The 21,403-nt window shown below is 41.2% G+C and carries 19 protein-coding genes and 1 tRNA gene; 10 read left to right on the plus strand and 10 right to left on the minus strand.

Annotated elements, in window-relative coordinates; translation table 11 throughout:
* Window positions 1-4: 4 nt before the first annotated feature.
* Complete coding sequence (locus tag LEP1GSC060_RS11250) at window positions 5-2,179, plus strand: MASE1 domain-containing protein (RefSeq protein WP_003004758.1); 2,175 nt, start codon at window positions 5-7, stop codon at window positions 2,177-2,179.
* Window positions 2,180-2,223: 44 nt separating this feature from the next.
* On the opposite strand, the gene LEP1GSC060_RS11255 is transcribed toward LEP1GSC060_RS11250, so the two are convergent.
* Complete coding sequence (locus LEP1GSC060_RS11255; RefSeq protein WP_003004726.1) at window positions 2,224-3,726, minus strand: aminotransferase class I/II-fold pyridoxal phosphate-dependent enzyme; 1,503 nt, start codon at window positions 3,724-3,726, stop codon at window positions 2,224-2,226.
* Between the two features lie 63 nt (window positions 3,727-3,789).
* On the minus strand, window positions 3,790-4,854 hold the full coding sequence (prfA, locus tag LEP1GSC060_RS11260) for a peptide chain release factor 1 (RefSeq protein ID WP_003004507.1): 1,065 nt from the start codon (window positions 4,852-4,854) through the stop codon (window positions 3,790-3,792).
* 40 nt (window positions 4,855-4,894) lie between these two features.
* Here prfA and LEP1GSC060_RS11265 point away from each other — a divergent pair, with 40 nt between their 5' ends.
* Window positions 4,895-5,503 carry a hypothetical protein gene (locus LEP1GSC060_RS11265; RefSeq protein ID WP_003004795.1) on the plus strand — a complete coding sequence of 203 codons (609 nt, stop codon included), beginning with the start codon at window positions 4,895-4,897 and terminating at the stop codon, window positions 5,501-5,503.
* Window positions 5,504-5,788: 285 nt separating this feature from the next.
* Complete coding sequence (locus LEP1GSC060_RS11270; RefSeq protein ID WP_420805481.1) at window positions 5,789-6,871, plus strand: hypothetical protein; 1,083 nt, start codon at window positions 5,789-5,791, stop codon at window positions 6,869-6,871.
* Between the two features lie 230 nt (window positions 6,872-7,101).
* Here the strand turns inward: LEP1GSC060_RS11270 and LEP1GSC060_RS11275 are convergent, their stop codons facing one another.
* The 4 genes from LEP1GSC060_RS11275 to LEP1GSC060_RS11290 all read right to left on the minus strand — a co-directional run bounded on the left by LEP1GSC060_RS11275 (window position 7,102) and on the right by LEP1GSC060_RS11290 (window position 10,281).
* Window positions 7,102-8,151 (minus strand): carbon-nitrogen hydrolase family protein, encoded by a 1,050-nt coding sequence (locus LEP1GSC060_RS11275; protein WP_003004742.1) that lies wholly within the window; start codon window positions 8,149-8,151, stop codon window positions 7,102-7,104.
* 11 nt (window positions 8,152-8,162) lie between these two features.
* Window positions 8,163-8,597: an NUDIX hydrolase gene (locus tag LEP1GSC060_RS11280; protein WP_003004119.1), complete on the minus strand. Its 435-nt coding sequence runs from the start codon at window positions 8,595-8,597 to the stop codon at window positions 8,163-8,165.
* A gap of 330 nt (window positions 8,598-8,927) precedes the next feature.
* Window positions 8,928-9,593: a rhomboid family intramembrane serine protease gene (locus LEP1GSC060_RS11285; RefSeq protein ID WP_003004916.1), complete on the minus strand. Its 666-nt coding sequence runs from the start codon at window positions 9,591-9,593 to the stop codon at window positions 8,928-8,930.
* On the minus strand, window positions 9,571-10,281 hold the full coding sequence (locus LEP1GSC060_RS11290) for a TetR/AcrR family transcriptional regulator (protein WP_003004368.1): 711 nt from the start codon (window positions 10,279-10,281) through the stop codon (window positions 9,571-9,573). Before LEP1GSC060_RS11290 ends, LEP1GSC060_RS11285 begins: the two co-directional genes overlap by 23 nt.
* Before the next feature lie 460 nt (window positions 10,282-10,741).
* Here LEP1GSC060_RS11290 and LEP1GSC060_RS11295 point away from each other — a divergent pair, with 460 nt between their 5' ends.
* Window positions 10,742-11,653, plus strand: a complete 912-nt coding sequence (locus tag LEP1GSC060_RS11295; protein WP_003004930.1) for an LA_3696 family protein — start codon at window positions 10,742-10,744, stop codon at window positions 11,651-11,653.
* A gap of 183 nt (window positions 11,654-11,836) precedes the next feature.
* Here LEP1GSC060_RS11295 and LEP1GSC060_RS11300 read toward each other — a convergent pair.
* Window positions 11,837-11,920 (minus strand) — tRNA-Leu (locus LEP1GSC060_RS11300).
* Between the two features lie 71 nt (window positions 11,921-11,991).
* Between LEP1GSC060_RS11300 and hisB the strand changes: the two genes are divergently transcribed.
* The 6 genes from hisB to LEP1GSC060_RS11330 all read left to right on the plus strand — a co-directional run bounded on the left by hisB (window position 11,992) and on the right by LEP1GSC060_RS11330 (window position 17,809).
* Window positions 11,992-12,612 (plus strand): imidazoleglycerol-phosphate dehydratase HisB, encoded by a 621-nt coding sequence (gene hisB / locus LEP1GSC060_RS11305; RefSeq protein ID WP_036096222.1) that lies wholly within the window; start codon window positions 11,992-11,994, stop codon window positions 12,610-12,612.
* Entirely contained in the window at window positions 12,609-13,241 is a 633-nt protein-coding gene (hisH, locus tag LEP1GSC060_RS11310) for an imidazole glycerol phosphate synthase subunit HisH (protein WP_003004190.1), read from the plus strand. Before hisB ends, hisH begins: the two co-directional genes overlap by 4 nt.
* Entirely contained in the window at window positions 13,238-13,963 is a 726-nt protein-coding gene (gene hisA / locus LEP1GSC060_RS11315) for a 1-(5-phosphoribosyl)-5-[(5-phosphoribosylamino)methylideneamino]imidazole-4-carboxamide isomerase (protein WP_003004813.1), read from the plus strand. The genes hisH and hisA overlap by 4 nt, the downstream gene beginning before the upstream one ends.
* Window positions 13,964-14,051: 88 nt before the next feature.
* Window positions 14,052-15,266, plus strand: coding sequence for a vitamin K epoxide reductase/DsbA family protein (locus LEP1GSC060_RS11320; RefSeq protein ID WP_003004459.1), 1,215 nt, complete (start codon window positions 14,052-14,054; stop codon window positions 15,264-15,266).
* A gap of 16 nt (window positions 15,267-15,282) precedes the next feature.
* Window positions 15,283-15,807, plus strand: a complete 525-nt coding sequence (locus LEP1GSC060_RS11325; protein WP_003004653.1) for a hypothetical protein — start codon at window positions 15,283-15,285, stop codon at window positions 15,805-15,807.
* A gap of 184 nt (window positions 15,808-15,991) precedes the next feature.
* Window positions 15,992-17,809, plus strand: coding sequence for a DUF885 domain-containing protein (locus tag LEP1GSC060_RS11330; protein ID WP_003004819.1), 1,818 nt, complete (start codon window positions 15,992-15,994; stop codon window positions 17,807-17,809).
* 214 nt (window positions 17,810-18,023) lie between these two features.
* Here LEP1GSC060_RS11330 and thiD read toward each other — a convergent pair whose 3' ends face one another.
* The 3 genes from thiD to LEP1GSC060_RS11345 form a co-directional block, all read right to left on the minus strand.
* Window positions 18,024-18,836 (minus strand): bifunctional hydroxymethylpyrimidine kinase/phosphomethylpyrimidine kinase, encoded by an 813-nt coding sequence (thiD, locus tag LEP1GSC060_RS11335; protein WP_003004236.1) that lies wholly within the window; start codon window positions 18,834-18,836, stop codon window positions 18,024-18,026.
* 288 nt (window positions 18,837-19,124) lie between these two features.
* A complete protein-coding gene (locus LEP1GSC060_RS11340) occupies window positions 19,125-19,532 on the minus strand; it encodes an MGMT family protein (protein ID WP_003004926.1) in 408 nt (135 codons plus the stop codon).
* Window positions 19,533-19,572: 40 nt separating this feature from the next.
* Entirely contained in the window at window positions 19,573-21,387 is a 1,815-nt protein-coding gene (locus LEP1GSC060_RS11345) for a sensor histidine kinase (RefSeq protein WP_036096225.1), read from the minus strand.
* Between the last annotated feature and the right edge of the window lie 16 nt (window positions 21,388-21,403).

Here is a 21,403-nt window from a genome sequence, read left to right on the forward strand (position 1 = left end):
CATTTTGTCTCTTCGTTTCAAAGAAATAATACGAATCTCGGGAATCATTTTCATTTCCGGATCCATCTATTACGTCCTCGCGCAAATCGGAAAAAATACCGCGATTTATCCGGGTTATACATCCTCGATTTGGCCCGCTTCGGGAGCGGCTCTCGGTTTCACTTTGCTTTTCGGAAATTATGCGATCTTAGGAGTTTTTTTAGCCTCTTTTCTTTCCAGTTCGGGAACGGATTTATTGTCGGGAGTGTGGATCGACGCCGAAAAAAATTTATATCTTAGTTTTTTAATCGGCTTTTTTTCTGCGTTTCAAAGTTACATGGGAAAGGTCGTAATTTCCCGTAAAATTCCCGGATACAAAATTTCGGATCGTACTCAGTTCGTATTTCTTTTTATTTTTATCGAAGCGATCGTATGTATGATCAGTTCGACCGGTTCCGTGGCCTCTATGTATTTTTTAGGAAAGATGGAACTTTCCTCAATTCGTCATAGTTGGATGACTTGGTGGATCGGAGACGCACTCGGAGTTTATATCGGAGCGCCGTTTATTCTTTTCTGGTTTCGAGGGGATTATTCAATGCCTCGATGGAAAGAATTTTTAGAATCCACGGTACTTCTTCTTTTGATCGTTTTCTTTTCACTTACGTCTTTTGATTTGGTCACACCGATTATATCTTTCGGTTATCCCTTAGGTTATATCTTAATTCCATTGATTCTTTGGTCCGCGTTTCGATTGGGGGAAAGAGCCAGTAGTTTGGCGGTTATACTTTCTTCCATTATCGCGATTTTGGGAACGATCTCGGGATCTCCGCAGTTCCACGCCGAATCCGTAAACACATCTAACATTCTCCTTCAATTTTTTATCGCGGCGTTGTCGATCACGAGTTTGCTCGTTGTGAGTATGGTAAACGAAAGAAAGGAGGCGGAGAATCAACTCAGAATTTCCCATCAAAGTCTGGAGGGAAAGGTTGAAAAAAGAACTCACGAACTTCTTCATTCCAATGAAGTCCTTCGGGAAGAAATTCAGGAGAAGAACGAAGCGAGAGCCGCTCTTGAAAAAAGTCAGATTCGATATATGGGATTGTTCGAACATCTTCCCGTTGCGATCATCGAAGCGGATTATTCCGAACTCAAACGGGTTTTGGATACCTTGCCTACGGATCTTCAAGGGGATGCGTTCACGGATTACGTGGAAGCGCATCCCGATTTTGTTCGGCTTTGTTTCGATTCGATTCAGGTGATCGGAGTCAATCAAGAAACCGTAAACTTGTTGAGAGTCGAGTCCGCGGATGCGGTTTATAAAAATTGGAAACGTTTTTTCAGTCAGGATAACTTCAAGGTTTTCAGAATCGTTTTGAGAAAAATTCGTGAAAAGTCTTATTTTTACGAAGTGGAAGTCGGGTTTAGGATCCAGGACAACACGAGGCTCGACATCAAAATTCGTTGGTCCGTTCCGCCCGGGTTCGAATCCTCCCTTTCGAGTGTGATCGTAACCCTTCTTGATTTTACGGACATCAAGTCCACCGAAAGAAAGCTACAGCTTTCTCTGGATGAAAAGGAGGTTATGTTGAAAGAAATTCACCATAGAGTGAAAAATAATCTTCAAGTGATTTCCTCGTTATTGTCCATGCAGTCCGATTACGTTCAGGACAAACAAAGCCTTTCCGTTTTTATGGAAAGTCAAAATCGACTCAGAACGATGTCCATGATTCACGAGGAACTTTATCAATCGGAGAATTTGGGGAAGATTCAATATTCCGTATATATCGAAAAACTTTTAAACCAACTCTTTCAAGTTTACGGAAAATCGGAGTCCGTCGAGTTGATAACCTTATTGGAATCTTTGGATATCACCGTCAATCGTGCGATTCCTATCGGATTGATCATCAACGAACTAGTTTCAAATTCTCTAAAATACGCTTTTCCGGAAGGAGAATCGACTACGAAAAAACCGGAGCTGCGGGTTTCATTTTCCAAATCGGATGAAAATTTGGAAATGCGGATCGAGGACAACGGAGTCGGTATGCCTTCCGGTTTCGATTTGGAAGATTCCAACACCCTTGGATTAAAACTTGTGAATATACTCGTAAGACAATTGGGCGGTAAAATCGATTTTTCGTCCGATTCCATAAAAGGAACTCAGTTTAAAATTCACATTCCTCTTTCGGTCAATTTGATCTGAAGAATCTTTCGGATTACACGTAAACTCAAGTAAGGTAAAAGAGTTTAAACTTCCAGAGCTTTTTTGTATTCTTGGATCAAAAGATCCGCGTCCTCGGTACCGACGGAGATTCGGATCAAGTTCGGATCCAACCCGTTTTCCTTTAGGAATTTTCTTCCTTCTTCTTCGGTCACCAATTCGTAGTGGGCCAAATAGACGTAGAGCATATTGAGAGTGAATTCGGTTCCGAAACTCGGTCCTTTGAGTAAGGCAAGTCGATCATAAAACTTTTCTAATGGAATTGAAAGTTCGATCGATAGAACTCCGGATTGAATTCCGGGAATTCTAACGATCTTTTCGAAGTTTTTGGAGGAATCCGCCGATCCGGTCCAGAATACGTTTCTGATTCCCGGTTGTTGCGAAAAAAATGCCGCGAGTTTTTTTACGTTGGCGCTGATCTTAAGAACTCTTTCTTCGTAACCTTGGATTTCGTAGGCGAGTCTTTCACAATCTCTAAAGTAAGGTTCTTCGATCCATTCTTTGCACAAAGGAAGAATTTCGGAAAACCATCGAGAGTTTTTGTTTAAAACGATCGCTCCCATCATAAGATCTCCGTTTCCACAAGCGAACTTAGTCAAACTTTCCACGACTACGTCCACGTAAGGAAGAATGTTGATCACCGCCGAACCCGCAACGGAGATATCCGCGATCAACGGGATTTGATATCGATCCACGATGGATTTTAGTTTTTCATAATCGGGAACTAAAAGGAGAGGATTGGTCGGGCATTCCGTGATGATTCCCACAACTTGTTCCGCATTCTTTTTTAGAAATTCTTCTAAGTCATTCAGGTCCGTCGCGTTATGGATCACGTAGGAATCTTTCGTATATTTTTCTAAAATTCTAATATTGTCTACGTAAAGCCAACCGAGACGAATCCAAATCGTTTTTCCTTTTTTTCTTTGAATCCGATCCAAGGATTCAAAGGCGGAATAAACTCCGTTCATTCCCGAAACACAAAGAAGAATTTCAGGATTTAGATTCCCGTAAAAGGAAGATAACGTGGAAATAATTTTCCGAACCGGATTTTCCTTTTCCACCTTCTCTCTAAAAATTTCCTGTAAGATCCCCTTTTTTAAAAGAAAGTCCTCGGCCATTCTCGAAGATGCAAGACATCCGGTATGTTGAATGAAGGAAAGAATTTCTTTTTCCAAATCCTTCAGATTGGGAATGACTAACGTTATGATTCCTTCGTCCTCTATGATTTCATATTTTTGAATGGAGAATTTTTGTATGATCGTGTTCGCCGCTTTTTCGGAGGAGACGATAAATTGAGGTGTGTTGATTTTTTTGACTTCGCGATTGTAATCCAAAATTCTCGCGATATAAGAATGCGCCACAAATCTCGGATAACCCGATTTCAGCCTGGAAAGTGTTTCCGTTCTTTTTTCCTCATATCCGATCACATCCGCCAAATGAGGAAGGCTTACGGAAACCGCGTGAATGTTCTCGAACGGAATTCTTTCTCCGCAAAACGTTCGGTGGGGTTCGTTGATTTCTTTTAACATCTCTATTGATTCCAGTCGCCGATCGATTGCGGATTTTTCAATCCGTAAATTGATCGAAATTTTTCAATGAGCCTGAGTTTCTGAAATTTTACGCGCTCTGTCTTCTTCGGTCAAGGCTCCGATCAGCTCGTCCAGATCACCTTCCATGATCGCGGAAAGATTGTGACTCGTAAAACCGATTCTATGATCCGTACATCTTCCTTGTGGAAAGTTGTAAGTTCTAACTCGTTCGGAACGATCTCCGCTTCCGACCATCTGCTTCTTGATCGCGTCCGAAGCTTGTTTTTTATCTTCGGCTTGTTTTTCCAGAATTCTCGCGCTCAAAATTCTCAAAGCCTTGGCTTTGTTTTTATGTTGAGATTTTTCATCCTGACAAGCGACCACAACCCCGGTCGGAATGTGAGTGATTCGAACCGCCGAGTCTGTCGTGTTTACGTGCTGACCTCCGGCCCCTGAGGAACGATAAACGTCGATTCGAAGATCTTTTTCGTTAATCTCCACTTCTTCCTCGTCGGCTTCGGGAAGAACCGCAACGGTCACCGCGCTGGTATGAATTCTTCCGCCGGACTCGGTACTTGGAATTCTTTGAACTCGATGGGTTCCACCTTCGAACTTGAAAAGGTCGTAAGCGCGATCGTCTTCCAACGCAAAAATAATTTCTTTCAAACCTCCGATTCCCGTTGGGGAAGAATCGATGATTTCGGTTTTGATTTTTTGTTTGTCCGCGAATTTGGAATACATTCTAAAAAGATCCGCTACAAAAAGTCCGGCTTCTTCTCCGCCGGTTCCGGCTCTGATTTCTACGAGAATATTTTTTCCGGAATGGAGGTCCGGAGTTAAGAGTAAAATTTCAAGTTCCTTTTCCAACTCGTCGAGTCTTTCACCCGCCTGACGAATTTCTTCTTTGAGCATGGAATGCATTTCTTCGTCCTTTTCGGACCGAATCAATTCTTCCGCGTCCTTTCTATCTTTATGGATTTTGAGATACTCTTCCACTTTGAGATAGAGAGGAGTCAGTCTGGATCTTTCTTTGTAAAGATTTTTCAGTGAAGAAGGATCTTTTGCCAGATTCAACTCTTCGCTGATTCGAAGGTATTTTTCTTGTATTTTTTCAAGTCTATCTATCATTGAATGAACTCGACCTTTCCTTTGTAAATCAACGCACTCTATGGAAAACCATATTTCCGTCGCAGAAGCTTTTTCTGAAAAATTCTTATCCTTACTGACGGATCTCCGGGGATACAGAAGTCCGTTCGGTAAAACCGTGGGCGATCCGGACGATTTCATTCAAGAATGTATTCAGAAGGCCGCCATCCGAGCCGGAGCGATCAGCGCCGGACTTTCCATTCCGAAAAGACATCTTGGTTATCTGACTTTGTTGCCCGAAATGATTCTATTCTATAGAATCCAAGGTCATCTTGTAAAAGATATCGCCGCACTTTACGGAAAAGAATCTCAGGTATCCCCCGAAATCATGAGTTATTGTATCTTTCCCGATAAAAATCACGCTTTGATACGATCGATCGTCAGAGACGCGGGCAGCCGGGTTTTAGTTAGACCTGCGTCTTTGGAAATTTTGCGTTCGATCGGATTTCATCTCGGATGGAAATTGTTTCGCAAGAATGGAGGAAATTCTTCCGCGAAATACGCGTGGCTGCCGTATATCGGCGCGATCCTGAACGGAGGAATTTCGTTTTTAGATACGAAAACAACGGGACACAGGGCCGCTAAACTTTTTCAAAAGGAATTGGAATTTACGGGTCAATTTGAAGAATAGACCTGGGGAATTTTTTTCTATCTTAAAGATAATTACAATGTCGCTTAACGGCGTAATGATGCAAAATATAGAATTTTTGAGATAAGATATAATTATATTATGAAGTTTGAATCTATTTTGAAAAATAAAATCGCATTGATTCTTTTTACAACGTGTCCCAAAACTCTATTTTACTTTATTAAAAAGGTCAAGCCGGGGAACTCAGCGGCGCACTTTTGCGCGTCGGGATCTGTTTCGACTTTGGGACGGAACCTTATAAAAAGGAATACGATCCTGATTTTGTTTATGATTACTTTTTTCGATCTGTGTAAAAGTAGTCACGAAACTTTTATCGAAGAGATTCAGGAGCTCGTAGAACAAGAGAAGTACGAAAAGGCTTCCGAAAAGCTGAAGGAAAAACTTCAATCTCCGAAAGACAGGGACGAACTTCTTTCTACGGACGCTCCCGATTCGCCTCGGATCATAGAATTTTCCAACGATCGTTTAAAACTCGTTTGGACCGAGGATCAAAAGATTTTTTTTCAAGATCTTGCAGCGGGAGAAAATAATTCCAGAAGTTTGGATCAACTTCCGTCCAACCTTTCTCTTTCTCAAAACGCGAATTACGCTTTGGTCGAATACACGATGCAGGCTTCGGGCGGTTGCAGATACGTTGCAATTTCCTTAAAGGATTCCAGTCTTTCTTACGAAGCGGGCGCTCAGGTTTCCTGTAAAAGTCGAGGATCGATTTTGCCGGACGGTTCGAAAATTTATTACTTTGTGGATGATAACCTATACGAGGAAAAAACCGTCGAACCTAGAAAGCCGGTTCTAGTTTTAAACAAAGAAAAAATCGTATCACCTTTTCCTAATTTAAAAACCCGTTTTCTCATGTATCCGTCCGGAAATTCTTTTTTGATTTTTTCGGGAAACGCGGGCGCATACAATTTGTATTGGTTTCATCCTTCTCAAAAAACGGCGGAGAAAATCGATAAGGATATTTTGAGTCCGATCTTATATTATGGAAACGGAGAAAACGCCTATTACATAGGCGGTGAAATCGGAAAATTACATCTTAGAAGAATTAATTTTTCTTCTAAAGGTAAACCGGCGGTTACAAAACTTTTTACGGTGAGCAGAAAGGAAATCAATCCTTGGAAGTTATCGAAGAAGAACGAATTCCTATCCGGTTATTCCGGGAAGGTTCATCTTTGGGGACCTGCGAAAAAAAGTCAAAATCTTCCGATTCTTTGCGAGCGTGTTCTTTTGACGGGTGATGATCGAATCGTTTGTGAAACGGAACCCGGGCAGTTGTTCCTTAGCAAATTGGATTTTCAACCTGAAGACTGGAGCATCTGGAAACTCTACGAAGAAGTTCGTAGTAAATAACGTGAATTCGGTATAAGAAAGTTTGGGCGAATCCGACCTTGGCAGGCCGGACCGCGCTTTCTGCTCTGATCAACAAATTGATGGATCGATCAAAAACGGTTTTCTTTCGTCATTTCAATTTGTTGATCTCGCTTCAATCGCTTTCGCATTGGTTATACCGAACTCACGTTAAATAACGTAAGTTCAACGGTCAAAAATCTGCTTACTAAAAATTTTGAGATAACTTAAAATTATAAAAACAAATTCAAGATCAAAGGTTCTTTCGTGTTCACGCGGGGAGTCGGGAAACCGTACCTTGTTTTGATATAACTTCCTCCGTCGTAGTTCTTATCCAAAAAAGAACCGGAAGGAATGATTCGAATCGTGGATTCGATATTGGATTTAGTAGCCCATTCTCTCAATTGCGTTTCGGAGGAACTTTCATCCATGGCGAGCAATCTTGAAACGAAAGTTTTTTTCACCTTCTCTTGAAATTCCGGGTTTTTAAAGTCCTCGAGATAAAAAATTCCGAATCTTGCAAACGGCAATTGATAGGTTGCTAAAGATTTATCTTCGATTGCGTTAGGCGTGTTTGAAGACTCCGAGGATTTCAACGCCGCTAAATTTTTCCTCCATGCTGCCGTCGGGGTTCGAGTCAGAACGTTGTCTTTAAGGGAAATCTGTTTGTTCGGATCGAAGATATAAACGACTTCCTGCCAGGCTGTAGGATCGGAACTTTCCGGATCCGGTTTTTCGATCGGCATTAAAATCGAGCCGGGCAAAATATAAACGCCGTAGGTTCTGGAAAGATTGGAAAAAATTCTTAAATAGACCGCGCTCGGTTCCGCGTAAGGATCCGATTTTTTTCCCGTATTCGAACCGAACATGGATTTAAAAAGAATTTCTAATTTAATAAAATGGAATGCTTTCTCCAGCGTAGGTTTTTCGAAAACTTCCCGGCGGGAATTTAAAAAATACAAAAAACTTCCGGTATGAGAAGGAAAAACGACGAGAGTATTTTTTTTCAAAAGTCCTTTTTGTTTGGCTTGTTTGAGAGGGATTTCGATCGATTTGAGAAATCTTTCCTCGGAGGAAAAATTTTCCAACCTCCATTCCGGCTGAACTACTACGACGTTTCCGGCGTTTCGATCATAACCGTCGCTCAGGATTTGATATTCCTTTTGCGGGAGCGTGTTGTATTGTTCCGATGAAATCTGTTTTCCGGAAAAGATATACGCGATTCCTAAAAAAATCGGCATTAAAACGAAGGAAACGATTGCATTTTTCCAAAATGGATTCATATTATTTTTTTCTAATGCACCAAAGATGCGTATTCCTTAAGATACAGATTCACAGCGTCGAGCATATATTCGGTAAACAAGGGACTCGGTTTGTAGGATTGAACTTTTTCCCAAGCGATATAATCGTGCTCGTCGGAAAGAATGATTTTTCCTTCGATAAATTCCGCGTGATAAGCGATGATGACGCAGGGGAAATTTCCCTCGTTGACCCTGTGTTTGTGAACGAACAAGGGTTTCGGAGAAACTTGGATCCGGACTTGCGAACCCAATTCTTCCTCGATTTCGCGTTTCATACTCAGGGTCCAATCTTCGAAAAATTCGTCTTCGTTCATCCTTCCGCCGGGAAGATCTCCCAAACCGGATTTCCGATCTCTGAGAATCAAAAGTTCGTCCCCTTTTCTCAAGAAAAGCTTTTGAGTGATTTGAAAAAAGCCGTGTTTGCTCAAGTATAATTCGTTCTCCGAGTTTCCTACAGGGGCTGATACTTTTTCCTAACTGACAATCATTTTTATCTCGGTTCCCTATTTTACAGGGCCTTCGATCGGCGAACTTAAAAGGGAATGTGTAATATGTTGGGAGTTATGCGGTTTATACTTCGATTTTCATTGTAAAACTCGTCTATGAGAACTAGTGCAATGTATGTTGGTTTGGAAACATTTAAGAAAATATTCCGGATACGAGGTCGTTCGTTGTTTTTAATCCTACGTCCATTGCTCAAAGACGGATCTAAGAACATCGGATTTCCTACGTCCTAAATCGACACGTTCAAACTTTGTTCATCGGTTTGAATAGAAGAATGCCAGAATCGAAGTTAAAATGATAAATATCAAATTGAGAATAAAACCGGAATGAAGTTGTTTTCGCTCCGTCGGTTTTAAAAAGTAGGCGGCAAAAATTACGGAAATGAAACCGCCCAAATGCGCCCACCGTGCAACTCCGTCCTCGGTAAAAACATTTGTGATGTCGGAATAAACCATGATCCACGCCACGAGAAAAACCGGAAAGGGAATGTTCTTCCGATTAAAACGGAGAGAAAACGGAGAAAGTAACGCGGCCACCGCGGCGATTCCCGAGATCGCACCCGAGGCCCCGACCACGGGAGTCGAATCGCGCAAGATCACACCGCGGATAAAAGAATCCAACAAAGAAGAAACTAAAGCGGCCATAAAAAAGAACAAAAGCCATCTTCCCTTTCCCGCCTTGTATTCTACCGCTCTTCCCAGGAAAAAAAGATAAAAAACATTCCCGAATAAATGTATTAAACTTCCGTGATAAAACACGGCTCCGATCCAAGACAGGGGTTGAATTTGTCCGGGATGATTTAGGAAATATTGTCGAATGAGATGTTCCGGAAGAAAAATGTTCACAATAAAAAAAGTCGCGACCATTAAAAAAACGAAAAATGTGGTTAAAGGAAATTCAAAAAGAAGAATCCGAATCAAAGCGTTTTTGTCCTCCGGGTAAGTATCGAGTCAGATAAGATTTTAGAATGATCTTCAATTCGATAATCATTCTATCCGAAAATTCCTTATCTTTCTGTTCTCGGATCCAGCGATTTAAAATCGCGTCGGTCACTTCCACGATAATTTTCGATATAATTCTATTTTCGGCCGGATCCACGTTAAATTGAGAAAGAATCATAGAAACGTTCTGTGAGATTTTTAAATTATTTTCACGATCGATTTCGATCAGTTCCGGATCCTGTTTCATCGAAGACCAAAGAGGCGCAAAGCCGGGTTCCGTAAGGTAAAAATTCGCAAAAGAATCGATTACGGAGTCGATCAAATTTTCCCAAGATTTTCGGGAAAGATTCGATTGGAAAATTTCGGAAAGCATTAAATTGACTCTTTCCAAATGTCTTTGCCCGACCGCGTTGAGGACTGCGTGTTTGTTGGGAAAATATTGATACAAAGATCCGATCGGAATGCCGGCTTCGATCGCAATCATATTCGTAGTGATTGCCTCGGCTCCGTGTTTTTCCAAAAGATCGGCGACTACATCTAGAATCTTTTGGACTCGATCGATGGATCTTTTTTGAGAAGGTTCTTTTCTCGGACTGAGGAGAGACGGATTTCTTCCCGATTCGTGATTGCTGATTTTTTTTGTATTGATCGTTTTCTTTGAAACCAATTCAAATCTCCGTTCTAAGGACGATCCGATTCCATTTATGGATTTCATTGGATAAATTCAAGAAAAGTATTCTATCGAAAACGAATTGTTCTCAAGTTTTATTTTGAGCGCCGATTTGAAATTCATATTAAAATTTGAAAAGAACCCGTTCGATTCTTACTCTTATAAAAGATTTCAGATTTATGAAATGAACTACTTTGATTCTTAAGAAATGAAAGTTTATCTTAAGAACCTTTTACTTTGCTTTGAAACGCGGCGGCGCGGGAATGCATACGTTACTGTTACAATGGATTTTTGTTTTGCCTACGGATAACCCACTTTCGCTTTATCAGAATTCTAGATTCTAATTCAAAGAAACCGAATTTTTATCTCTTTTTGAAGTCCACTCCTTCGATTTCGAGAACCGTATTAAACGGAGAGAAAAATGCGCTTGAACTCGAATCAGGCAAAGGAGTAAATTATGTTGATGGACTTAATCCATAAAATCCCGAACAGAATGGAAGAGTTGCTGGGCCCGGAAGGAAAGGATCAATTTTTACTTTTCTTGAACGAAGCATTTACGGTTTCAAAAAACTCGATTCTGGAAACAGGTTTTCAGCAATTTGAAAAGGTGTTAAAAACCGAGATTTCACGATTACATTCTGCAATTGAAACGGTTAAAATTACCTTTTCGGGAGAAATAGAAAAACTTCGTTATGAGATGGATCTTAAAATCATAAATGTTCGGGGAGAAATTTCAGAGTTGCGTACGGAAATGAAAACCGGCTTCAGCGAACTCAATTCTAAGATTTTCAGAGTACAATTCGGATCTGAAACGGAAGCCGCCAAGATGCGAAAGGAACTGGGCGATGTTCGTACGGAGTTAAAAACCGACATTGCAGATCTTAGAACGGAATTGAAAACAGACATTGCAGGACTTAGAACGGAATTGAAAACAGACATTGCAGGACTTAGAACGGAGTTAAAGACTGAGATTTCCAGTGTTCGTACAGAGCTAAAAACGGAGATCGCGGAACTTAGAACGGAATTGAAAACAGACATTGCAGAACTTAGGACGGAAATTGCAGATCTTAGAACGGAGTTAAAAACAGACATTGCAGAACTTAGGACGGAAATTGCAGATCTTAGAACGGAATTGAAAACAGACATTGCAGAACTTAGGACGGAAATTGCAGATCTTAGAACGGAGTTAAAGACTGAGATTTCCAGTGTTCGTACAGAGCTAAAAACGGAGATCGCGGAACTTAGAACGGAAATGCAAAAGTCTATCGCTGATATTCACAAGACCATTTCCATTCAAACTCGTTGGATCCTAGGTGGAATGTTGGGAATCGCGACTTTATCCGCGGCGATCGGAAAAATCATAAATTAATTTTGCCGAAAAAGGGACTCGCCGTTTCGCAATCCTTCATCCTGACGGATTAAGCTCCACGGCGTCTTTCTCGCGTGCTCATCCATCCATGGATTCGCATCGCGTTTTTTCGCTTCTTACCGAAGCTCAAAACGCTCTCGCTCGAAAGCTTCGAGTCCATTGTTTGATTGTTATAATTAATTTTGCCGAAAAAGGGACTCGAACCCCCACGACCTTGCGATCGCTGGCACCTGAAGCCAGTGCGTCTACCAATTCCGCCACTTCGGCAATGCAGTAAGAAACTACTCTTACAATCTGGGTAGGTTTGGGTTTTCCGTCATCCATTATTTTGGAATTCATTGACACGGAGGTTGATCGGATACTATGATCCAGTTAGAATGAAAGCAGAAAGAAAAACCTCCGAGACCGAAATCAAATTGGAGATGAATCTCCACGGAACCGGTAAATATCAATTCGATACCGAGATTCCTTTTTTTGAACATATGCTTTCTCATATCTCCAAACACGGATTGATCGATTTGAATCTCTGGTTAAGAGGAGATATCGAAATCGACTGTCATCATTCCGTCGAAGATACGGCGATCTTGATGGGAAATACGATTCATAAACAGTTAGGCGACAAAGCGGGAATTTTTCGATACGGACATTTCACTCTAACCATGGATGAAGTTTTGACAACGGTCGCGGTCGATCTGGGCGGTCGATATTTTTTCAAATACACCGGTCCCGTGCTCACGGGTAAGTTCGGAATTTATGACGCGGAACTTTCTTTGGAGTTTTTACAAAAGCTCGCGCTGAACGCGAAGATGAATTTGCATGTGCTCGTTCATTACGGAGATAACAGACATCATATTCACGAATCTATTTTTAAGGCCTTGGGCAAGGCTCTCAGAATGGCGATCGCACACGACTCTTCCGCTGCGGGTGCGATTCCTTCCACAAAAGGAGTTCTAGAATGATAGCAATTCTAGATTACGGAATGGGCAACATTCATTCCTGTATCAAAGCCGTATCTCTTTATACCAAAGATTTCGTTTTTACGAAAGATCGGACAACGATCGAAAATTCAAAAGCTCTAATATTGCCCGGCGACGGACATTTCGATAAGGCGATGGAGAATTTGAGTTCGACCGGACTTCGGGAAACGATTGATAAACACGTAAATTCCGGAAAACCTCTCTTTGGAATTTGTATAGGCTTTCAAATTCTTTTCGAGTCTTCCGAAGAAATCGCTCAAGGTACTCAAAAAGAACAAATCGAAGGTCTGGGATATATCAAAGGAAAGATCAAAAAGTTTCAAGGAAAAGATTTTAAAGTTCCGCATATCGGTTGGAACCGGCTTCGACTTCGTAGAAAGGATAAGAGCGTTCTTTTGAAGGGGATCGGAGATGAGGCTTTTTTTTATTTCATTCATTCTTATAGACCGACCGACACGGAAGGAAACGCGATTACCGGGCTTTGCGATTACTACCAGGAAAAATTTCCGGCCGTTGTGGAAAAAAATAATATTTTCGGGACTCAGTTCCATCCCGAAAAATCTCATACTCATGGACTTAAACTTTTGGAGAATTTCATTCGTTTCGTATGATTATCATTCCGGCCATCGATCTATTCGATAATTGTGCAGTTCGTTTGTTCAAGGGAAATTATGAGGAAAAGAAAATTTATTCTTCCGAACCTTGGAAACTTGCGGAAGGTTTTGCTAAAAACGGGGCGACCTTACTTCATCTAGTCGATTTGAACGGCGCCAGAAATCAAATCGGCATCAACGAACTTTCCATCTTGAAAATCCGCGAAACAACTTCCCTGAAAATTCAGTTAGGCGGCGGGATCCGGGATAAAGAGAAATTAGAATATTATGATAAAATCGGAATCGATCGTTTTATTCTCGGGACCGCAGCGATCACTGATCCGGATCTTTTGAAATACGCTCTTGAAACGTACGGAAAAGAAAGAGTTATAGTCGCAGTGGATGCAAGGGACGGGATCGTAAAAATTGCGGGTTGGGAAAAAGACTCCGGCGTTAATTATCACGATCTTATGGATCAACTCGCAAAGGCGGGAATCGAACACGTTGTCTTTACGGACATTGCCCAGGACGGAACTCTTGCCGGACCGAATCTCGAAGCGTATCGGGAGATTTTAAATTCTTATCCGTTTCAAGTCGTCGCTTCCGGGGGAATTTCCTCTCTCAAAGATCTTATGGATCTTTCCTCACTCAAAACTAAAATTCCGCTCTTCGGCGTGATTACGGGAAAGGCTTTGTACGAAGGAAAACTGGATCTTGCCGAGGCGATCTCATCCATTTAAGGAAACCCGACAAGAGAATTGGATTTTTCTTTTCATTTCGAAAGGAACTTTACATAAAGGTAAATCGATCAAAGGATCGAGGATATTCATGAGCCAATTGTCTAAAAATAAAATATCGATCATTCTTTCCGTAATCGGATTGATTCTTTCTTTTTTACTCATCCAAAAATACTACGGTGATCCGAGTTCGATCGGGGAAACTCTCTGCAACGCGCTCAGCGAATCCGGTTCCTGTGATAAGGTTTCCGAAAGCTCTTATTCGGCGATTCGAAACGTTCCCGTTCTCGGAGATCTTCCGATTGCGTTGTTCGGTTTTCTTTTTTACGGCTTCGTAGGTTTTCTTTTCGTATTATCCGAAATCAAAAAAGAAACCGCGGAAGCGAATCTTAGATTAGCGTTTTATGTTTTAAGTTTCGGTCTTGTAGCCGACTTGGGATTGTTTATTATTTCGGTGGGAGTGATCAAAGCGTTATGCGGTCTTTGCGCCGCAACGTACGTCGTAACGATCGCACTCCTTGCAGTGAACTTCCCCGATTTTAAATCTCTTTCCGATAAATCGATTCGGGGGGTTCTGAATTCTTTAAGCGGAAATGCCTTAAATCTTCTCATCGTGATTCTTTCCTTTTTTGTGTTGGGTCTTTACGGAGGGAAAATTTCCACCGGCGGAGCGAGACTGGTTTCGGCTAACGGTGAAAAGTCGGTTCAGGAACAACTAAAGGAATTTGAAACGACTCCGACGGTTTCGATCGACCTAAAAGACGCTCCGATTGTAGGAGATCCGAACGCACCGATTACGATCGTGAAATACGCTGACTTTAATTGCGGACATTGTATGCACACGAGTAAGATTTTAAAATCTTTCCTGAGTGAATACGACGGAATCATCAAAGTCGCTTATAAGAATTTTCCGTTGGATGGAAATTGCAATCGCCTTGTCGGAAGAAAATCTCCGGAAGCAAGCTCCTGTGTGGCGGCAAGTGCTGCGCTTTGTGCAAATCAGCAAAATAAATTTTATCCGGTTTATACGGGTCTTTACGACGACAACGAAGCGGGAGTGATGCATACTGCGGTAACCGTAACCCGTCTCGCGGAAAAAAGCGGTCTGAAGATGGATCAGTTCCGAGCTTGTATGGGTTCTCCGAAAATCAGGGATCAGATCAATCGGGAAGTGGACGAGGCCGAAAGGTTGAAGATCAATTCCACTCCTACGTTGTTCATAAACAACAAACCTCTTCCGAAAAGCGGTACGCCGGACGCGGATTTTTTACGCCAGTTGATTCATCGACTTATCAATCAGAGCTGAATCCTTATCGTCGAATATGGAGAACGAAAAACGATTCTGCAGGAACTGCGGCACACATATCTTAGCGGAGTCGATCCAGTGTGTATTTTGCGGATCGTTTCAGTCTCGGAATTCGATTCCTTTTTTCCGTTACGCGGCGGAAAGTAAATTTTTGAGAACCAAAATTCTTTATCCGCTTTTGCCGGTTCTTGGGATGTTTTTTCTTACAATTCATATTTTTCTTCGGTTCGGAACGATTCCATTATCCGCTTCGATTTTATTCTTTGTGTGGACTTTGATTTTTTCCGTCGCCGGATGGATCGGAGAATTGATCTTGGATTTAAAGTTCCGCGGAGACGTAAAGGACTTTAAGGAAGGATTTATAGAATGGCAAAAACATCTCTATGATCGCTCACCCTATCTTTCTTACTTAGGTATGATCTTATTCGTTGCGACTCCCCTGGTCCAATGGCGGAATTCACTTTGGTTCTCTTTGTCTTCCGCAGGAATCTGGATCTTACTCATTTCCTTTATTTTTTTGATTATCGTTCCATTAGTTTAGAACATTATGAAGTCTTTATGAGATTGTATTTTAAGAGCCGTACTTTGTATCCGTTTCTTCTGCACGACCGTGTCCGCTAATTCGATAAGGTTCGGATGTCGGGGTTGACGAAAATTTATTTCTTTCGATTTGTTTTATAAAAATAGAATTTCATTTTCTCGGACTTTTCGTATCCTGTTTCACTATGTCGAATACTTCTCTTTTCAAAAGAATTCTTATCGGGATTTTGATCTTACTTTTCTTAACGTTAACTCTGTTTTTACATACGATTTTCTTTAAACCGTTTACGATCGGATTGTTTTATGAAAAGATTTTTTGGGAATCCGTTTTGGACGACCCGGAATATCTGACGTCTCTTGGAATTTTGAACAACTTCGGAATTATCGGTTATCAAAAAAAACTTACCGACATATCGATTGAAAAACAAAAACGAGATTTGGAAAAAGCGAAGAAGGATCTGGAAACTCTTTTATCCTACGGAAAAGAAAGTTTATCCGGCCAGGAGTTATTATCTTTTGAAATATTGGAATGGTCTCTTCGTTTAAAAATCTCAGGCGAAAGATTTCTATTCCACGATTATCCCGCAAATCAGTTGTTTGGAATTCAAAGTCAACTTCCGACCTTTTTAGCGACTCAACATCCGATCACTTCTTCTCAAGACGTCGACAATTACGTCGCAAGACTGGAAGCCGTTCCCAAAAAAATCGACCAACTGATCGAAGGAATTTTATACAGGGATAAAAACGAAATTCTCCCGCCCGATTTCATATTGGATCGGCTGATTTCGGAAGTAAGGGGATTCGTCGAAGTTCCGGTTCGGGAGAACATTCTATACGTCGCATTCGAGAAAAAAATCGGAAAAATCAATTCCATCTCCGCGGATTCAAAGCCCCGTTATTTAGCGAAAGTTCAACAATCGATCGAATCGGGAGTTTATCCGGCATATTCAAAATTACTAAATCGATTATTAGAACAAAAAAAACACGCGGACTCAAGGGCCGGAGTTTGGAAACTTCCGGACGGAGACGCCTATTATTCTCACGAATTGAAAAAACATACTACGACCGAATTGAGTCCCGAACAAATCCATAAAATCGGTTTGTCGGAGGTTTCTCGTATTCAAAACGAAATGAAAACGATTTTGAAAAGTATCGGAAAAAATCAACCCATTCCGATTGCGATGTCCGAACTCAGAAAAGATCCTCGGTTTTTATTTCCGGACAACGAGGAAGGCAAGTTACAAGCTCTGGAAGAATATAAGAAAATCCTAAAGGATTCCGAGAACAAAACGAAACCTTTGTTCTTCAGGATGCCGGAAAGCAAAGTGGAAGTGGAAAGAATTCACGTCTTTAAGGAAAAAACGGCGCCCGGTGCGTATTACGACGAACCTGCGTTAGACGGTTCTAGGCCGGGAGTTTTTTACGCAAATCTTAGGGACACGAAAGAGATTCCAACGTTCGGGATGAAAACTTTGACTTATCACGAAACGATTCCGGGTCATCACCTTCAGATTGCGATCATGCAGGAACTGAAAGGACTTCCTCGTTTTAGAAACACGATCACGTTTACCGCTTATGTGGAAGGTTGGGCCTTGTATGCGGAGCGTCTTGCAAAGGATTATGATTTTTTTCAGGATCCTTATTCGGATTTAGGGAGACTTCAAGCGGAATTGTTCAGAGCCGTTCGACTTGTAGTCGATACCGGATTACATCATAAACGATGGACCCGGGAACAAGCGATCTCTTATATGATGCAGAATACGGGCATGGCTCCGAAAGACGTGACCGCAGAGATCGAAAGATATATCGTTTATCCGGGTCAGGCTTGTTCGTATAAACTCGGAATGTTGAAAATTCTAGAGCTGAGAGAAAAGGTAAGAACTCATAAAAAGGAGACCTTCGATATTCGAAAATTTCATTCAGTCGTTTTAGACAACGGGTCTTTGCCTTTGATCATTCTGGAAAAACTTATACAAGACGAATTGTTAAACGAAAAGAAATGAATTTTATTTTTGTTAACGTGAGTTGGGTATAACAAATGCGAAAGCGATTGTATATTTCGACCCGTAGAGCGACCCATAGGAGGGAGTGAGATTGAGTTTAGGAAAGCTCTGCGTTGAGTTTCTGATTCGCCCAAACTTTCAACCGTCGAACTCACGTTAAATAAAAATACAATCTTATTAAATTGAAAATAAAGTTTGAGATCTGCTTAAAGTTTTAGTGAAATACCGGAGTATGATTTAACGTTTTATCTTTTCCCGCGGTATAAGATTGTTCGATCGCCGCGTGTAAATATTCTTTCGCCAATCGAACCGCTTCGATCAACTTCTCGCCTCGCGCCAGATAAGAAACGATCGCAGAGGAGTAAGTACATCCGGTTCCGTGCGGATAAAATTCTCTTACGAACGGTTTTTCAAATTCGGTAATTTTTTTCCCGTCGTACAAAATATCGAGTGCGACGTCCTCATTTTGTAAATGACCGCCTTTTAAAAGAACGGGAACTTTAAATTTTTCGAATATTTCTTTTGCGAGATCCGGCATATCTCCGCTTCGATCGATTTTTTTTCCGGAAAGGATTTCAGCCTCGTCCAGATTGGGAGTGATTAAGTCTGCAATAGGGATCAGACTCGTTAACAATGCTTCAATTGCAGAGTCTTGTAAAAGTTTGGCGCCGCTCGTTGCAACCATCACGGGATCGATCACGAGTGAGAATTTTTTTTCGGCATTCTTTCTTTTTGAAAGAAGAGAACTCGTTCTTTCGATGATGGCCGTCGAAAATAACATTCCCGTTTTAATCGATTTTACGGGAAAATAATCCAGAACGGCTACGATTTGTTTTTCCAAAAAGTCCACTTCCACTTCCAAAATTCCAGTAACACCCGAAGGGTTTTGCGAAGTAAGACAAGTAATTGCGGTGGTTCCGAACGTATCCAATGCGGTGAACGTTTTTAAGTCCGCTTGAATTCCGGCGCCCCCTCCGGAATCGGAGCCCGCGATCGTCAAAGTGACCGGCTTTATTTTTTGAGTCATTGATGTGTTTCCATGTTTTAATTCTTACTCATAACCATATAATAAAATACTCAAATATTTTGCATTAAAACGGTATTTGGCGATAAAAATTAACGGTACTCAATTTTATAGAGATCGGTAAAAGAAAATTTCCCGTCTTGAATTTACCGCATATTCCAATGCAATACCGCGGTTCTTTATCATAAAATCATACTTTTTGCAAGTAAAAGTTTCTACGGGAACTCCCACGCGGCCTTTGATTTTTCTTGTTCAAAAAGTTTAATTGTAACTCGGATAAACGAAATATCATTAAGCTTTTGAGTCTATTCGGTTTTGAGACATGTGTTTTCTTTTTTTACGAACTACCTTACGAGGGATCATATCCGGCCAACCGAATACTTTCAAGTCGATCGTTTCCGCCGAATTGAATTGGATTCCTTCGTCTTCGAGCATTTTCTTTTGCAGGATCGAACGACCCGTGTCGCCTCGAAAGGAAATTTTTCCCTGACTGTTGATCACCCTTTGCCAGGGAACTTTCTGTTCCTGGCCTTTGGAAAGCGCGTTTAACGCATAACCGACCGCACGAGCGGCTCTCGGTTTTCCCAAAAGCGCGGCGACTCTACCGTAAGAAGTCACTTTGCCTTTGGGAACTTTTTTAACCAAAGTATAAACTTCCTTAAAGAATGAAATTTCCGAATTCTCTTTGTCACGTTTCACGTTATGCGCTCTTGATCGTATTTTAAATTTTCGGAATGAATCAGGACCTTGCGTTTTCGGAGACGGCTTCGGGATTGAGGGGTAGTTCCACTCGGAAAATCGTTTTTCCGGGATTGGAAGTTAAAGTGATTTTGCCTTTGTGTTTTTCCACGATTCCCTTTACGATTCCTAAACCCAGCCCGGTTCCTTCTCCTTGATCCTTGGTCGTAAAAAAAGGATCCCAAATCCGATCTTGAATTTTAACGGGAATTCCGGGTCCGTTGTCTTCGATTTCAACCACGACCAAATCGTTTAAAGGAAAAACCGAAATTTCGACTTTACCTTTTCCTTTTAAGGCTTGCACCGCGTTTTGAATCAGGTTCGTCCATACTTGGTTCAGTTCGTCGGGGTTACAGAGTACAAGAGGGATTTCCTGAAAATTCCGAACCACTTCAATTCCGTATTTGACTTGGTTGTGGAGGATGATTAACGTATTTTCCAAACCTTCCACGAGGTTAGCGGGAGAAAAGATTTTGGATTGATCCAAATGGGAATAGGACTTCAAAGCTTTTACGATTCGAACGATGTTTCGGATCGCGTATCGGATGTTTTTGATGTTTCGATTGATGTGAGCGGCGTTTTTAAGCATCAAATATCCGCGGTCGTCGTCCTTTAGAAGAACGTTATATATGTATTTTCTTTCCTCTCCGATCTGATTCTCTATAATAAAATTTGAAAGTTCCGAGGTAAGGGAAGGACCGAAGTTCATACTTTTCATTTCTTCTTTGAGTTCGTTTTTTAAACGGAACTTTGTTCTCGAATCGAGTTCCGAACTTTTTTTGTCTCGAAGCAGGTGAAGAAGAGCGAGTTCGAAATTTTTTCTAAGTTTTCTATTTTTAGCCAAAAGAACGATATCGAAAACGTTTCGAACCAGATAATTCATATTTTGATCCAAGTTGTCCGCGGCTCCGTTGATCACACCGGCAGGTGTGTTGATCTCGTGTGCGATTCCGGCCACCATGATACCGAGAGAAGCCATCTTCTCGGACAAGATCAATTGTGATTGGGCGTTTTCCAATTCTTGAGTGCGGATCTTAACTTTTTCCTCCAAGGTTTCGGTTAACTCGATCAAACGTTCGTAGAAAATCGCATTGGAAAGCGCCATTACGGAAACGGAACGTATTTCGTTGAGTTTATCGATTTCGGAAGAGTTGTAATTTTTTCGATTTTTTCTTTCTCCCAAAACGATCATTCCCAAAAGACTTTTGTTGAGAATTAAAGGAATCACCAACTCCGCTTCGGTTTTTGTGAAAAAGTTTTCGGCGGAATTTCGAATCTTACTCAGACTGAAATCGGTTGCAAATTCCTTAAAGTTATAGATCCTATCGTTTTCGGTGATCCAAAGAAGAAACGGATCGAAAATAAAAAATTGAATTTCTCCCGAATCCGGACAAGGAGCGAATTTTCCCATTTCCTCTTTCCAAAGAAGGATCGTAACCTTTTTTGCGGGGACGACGGTTTGGATGAATTTTAGAATTTTCTCACATACGAGCCCGGTTAGGTTCGTCGCGATGAGATCGTTTTTAAATTGATCCAAAATCGAAAGATACTTAACGATCTCGCTGTTCGAAAACTGAAGGAACGGAAAAATTCTTCCTAAAAATTTACCGGAAATTCTTCTTAAAATTCGAAGGGAAAGGACGTAGACTATAAATCCTAAAATCGTACCGGGGATAAGAGCGAAAATAAGTCCGTGAGAATTGAAAGAAAAGAAATGAAATGACTGTAAAATCAGCACATTGATAAGCTGAAAACAGGTTATCAAAAGAATTAAATATACGATTGGCCCTAAGGCATTGAGTCTCCGGGTCGGCATACAAAGCGCGTTGAAA

The organism is Leptospira weilii serovar Ranarum str. ICFT (genome assembly GCF_000332415.1).
GTDB lineage: Bacteria > Spirochaetota > Leptospiria > Leptospirales > Leptospiraceae > Leptospira > Leptospira weilii_A.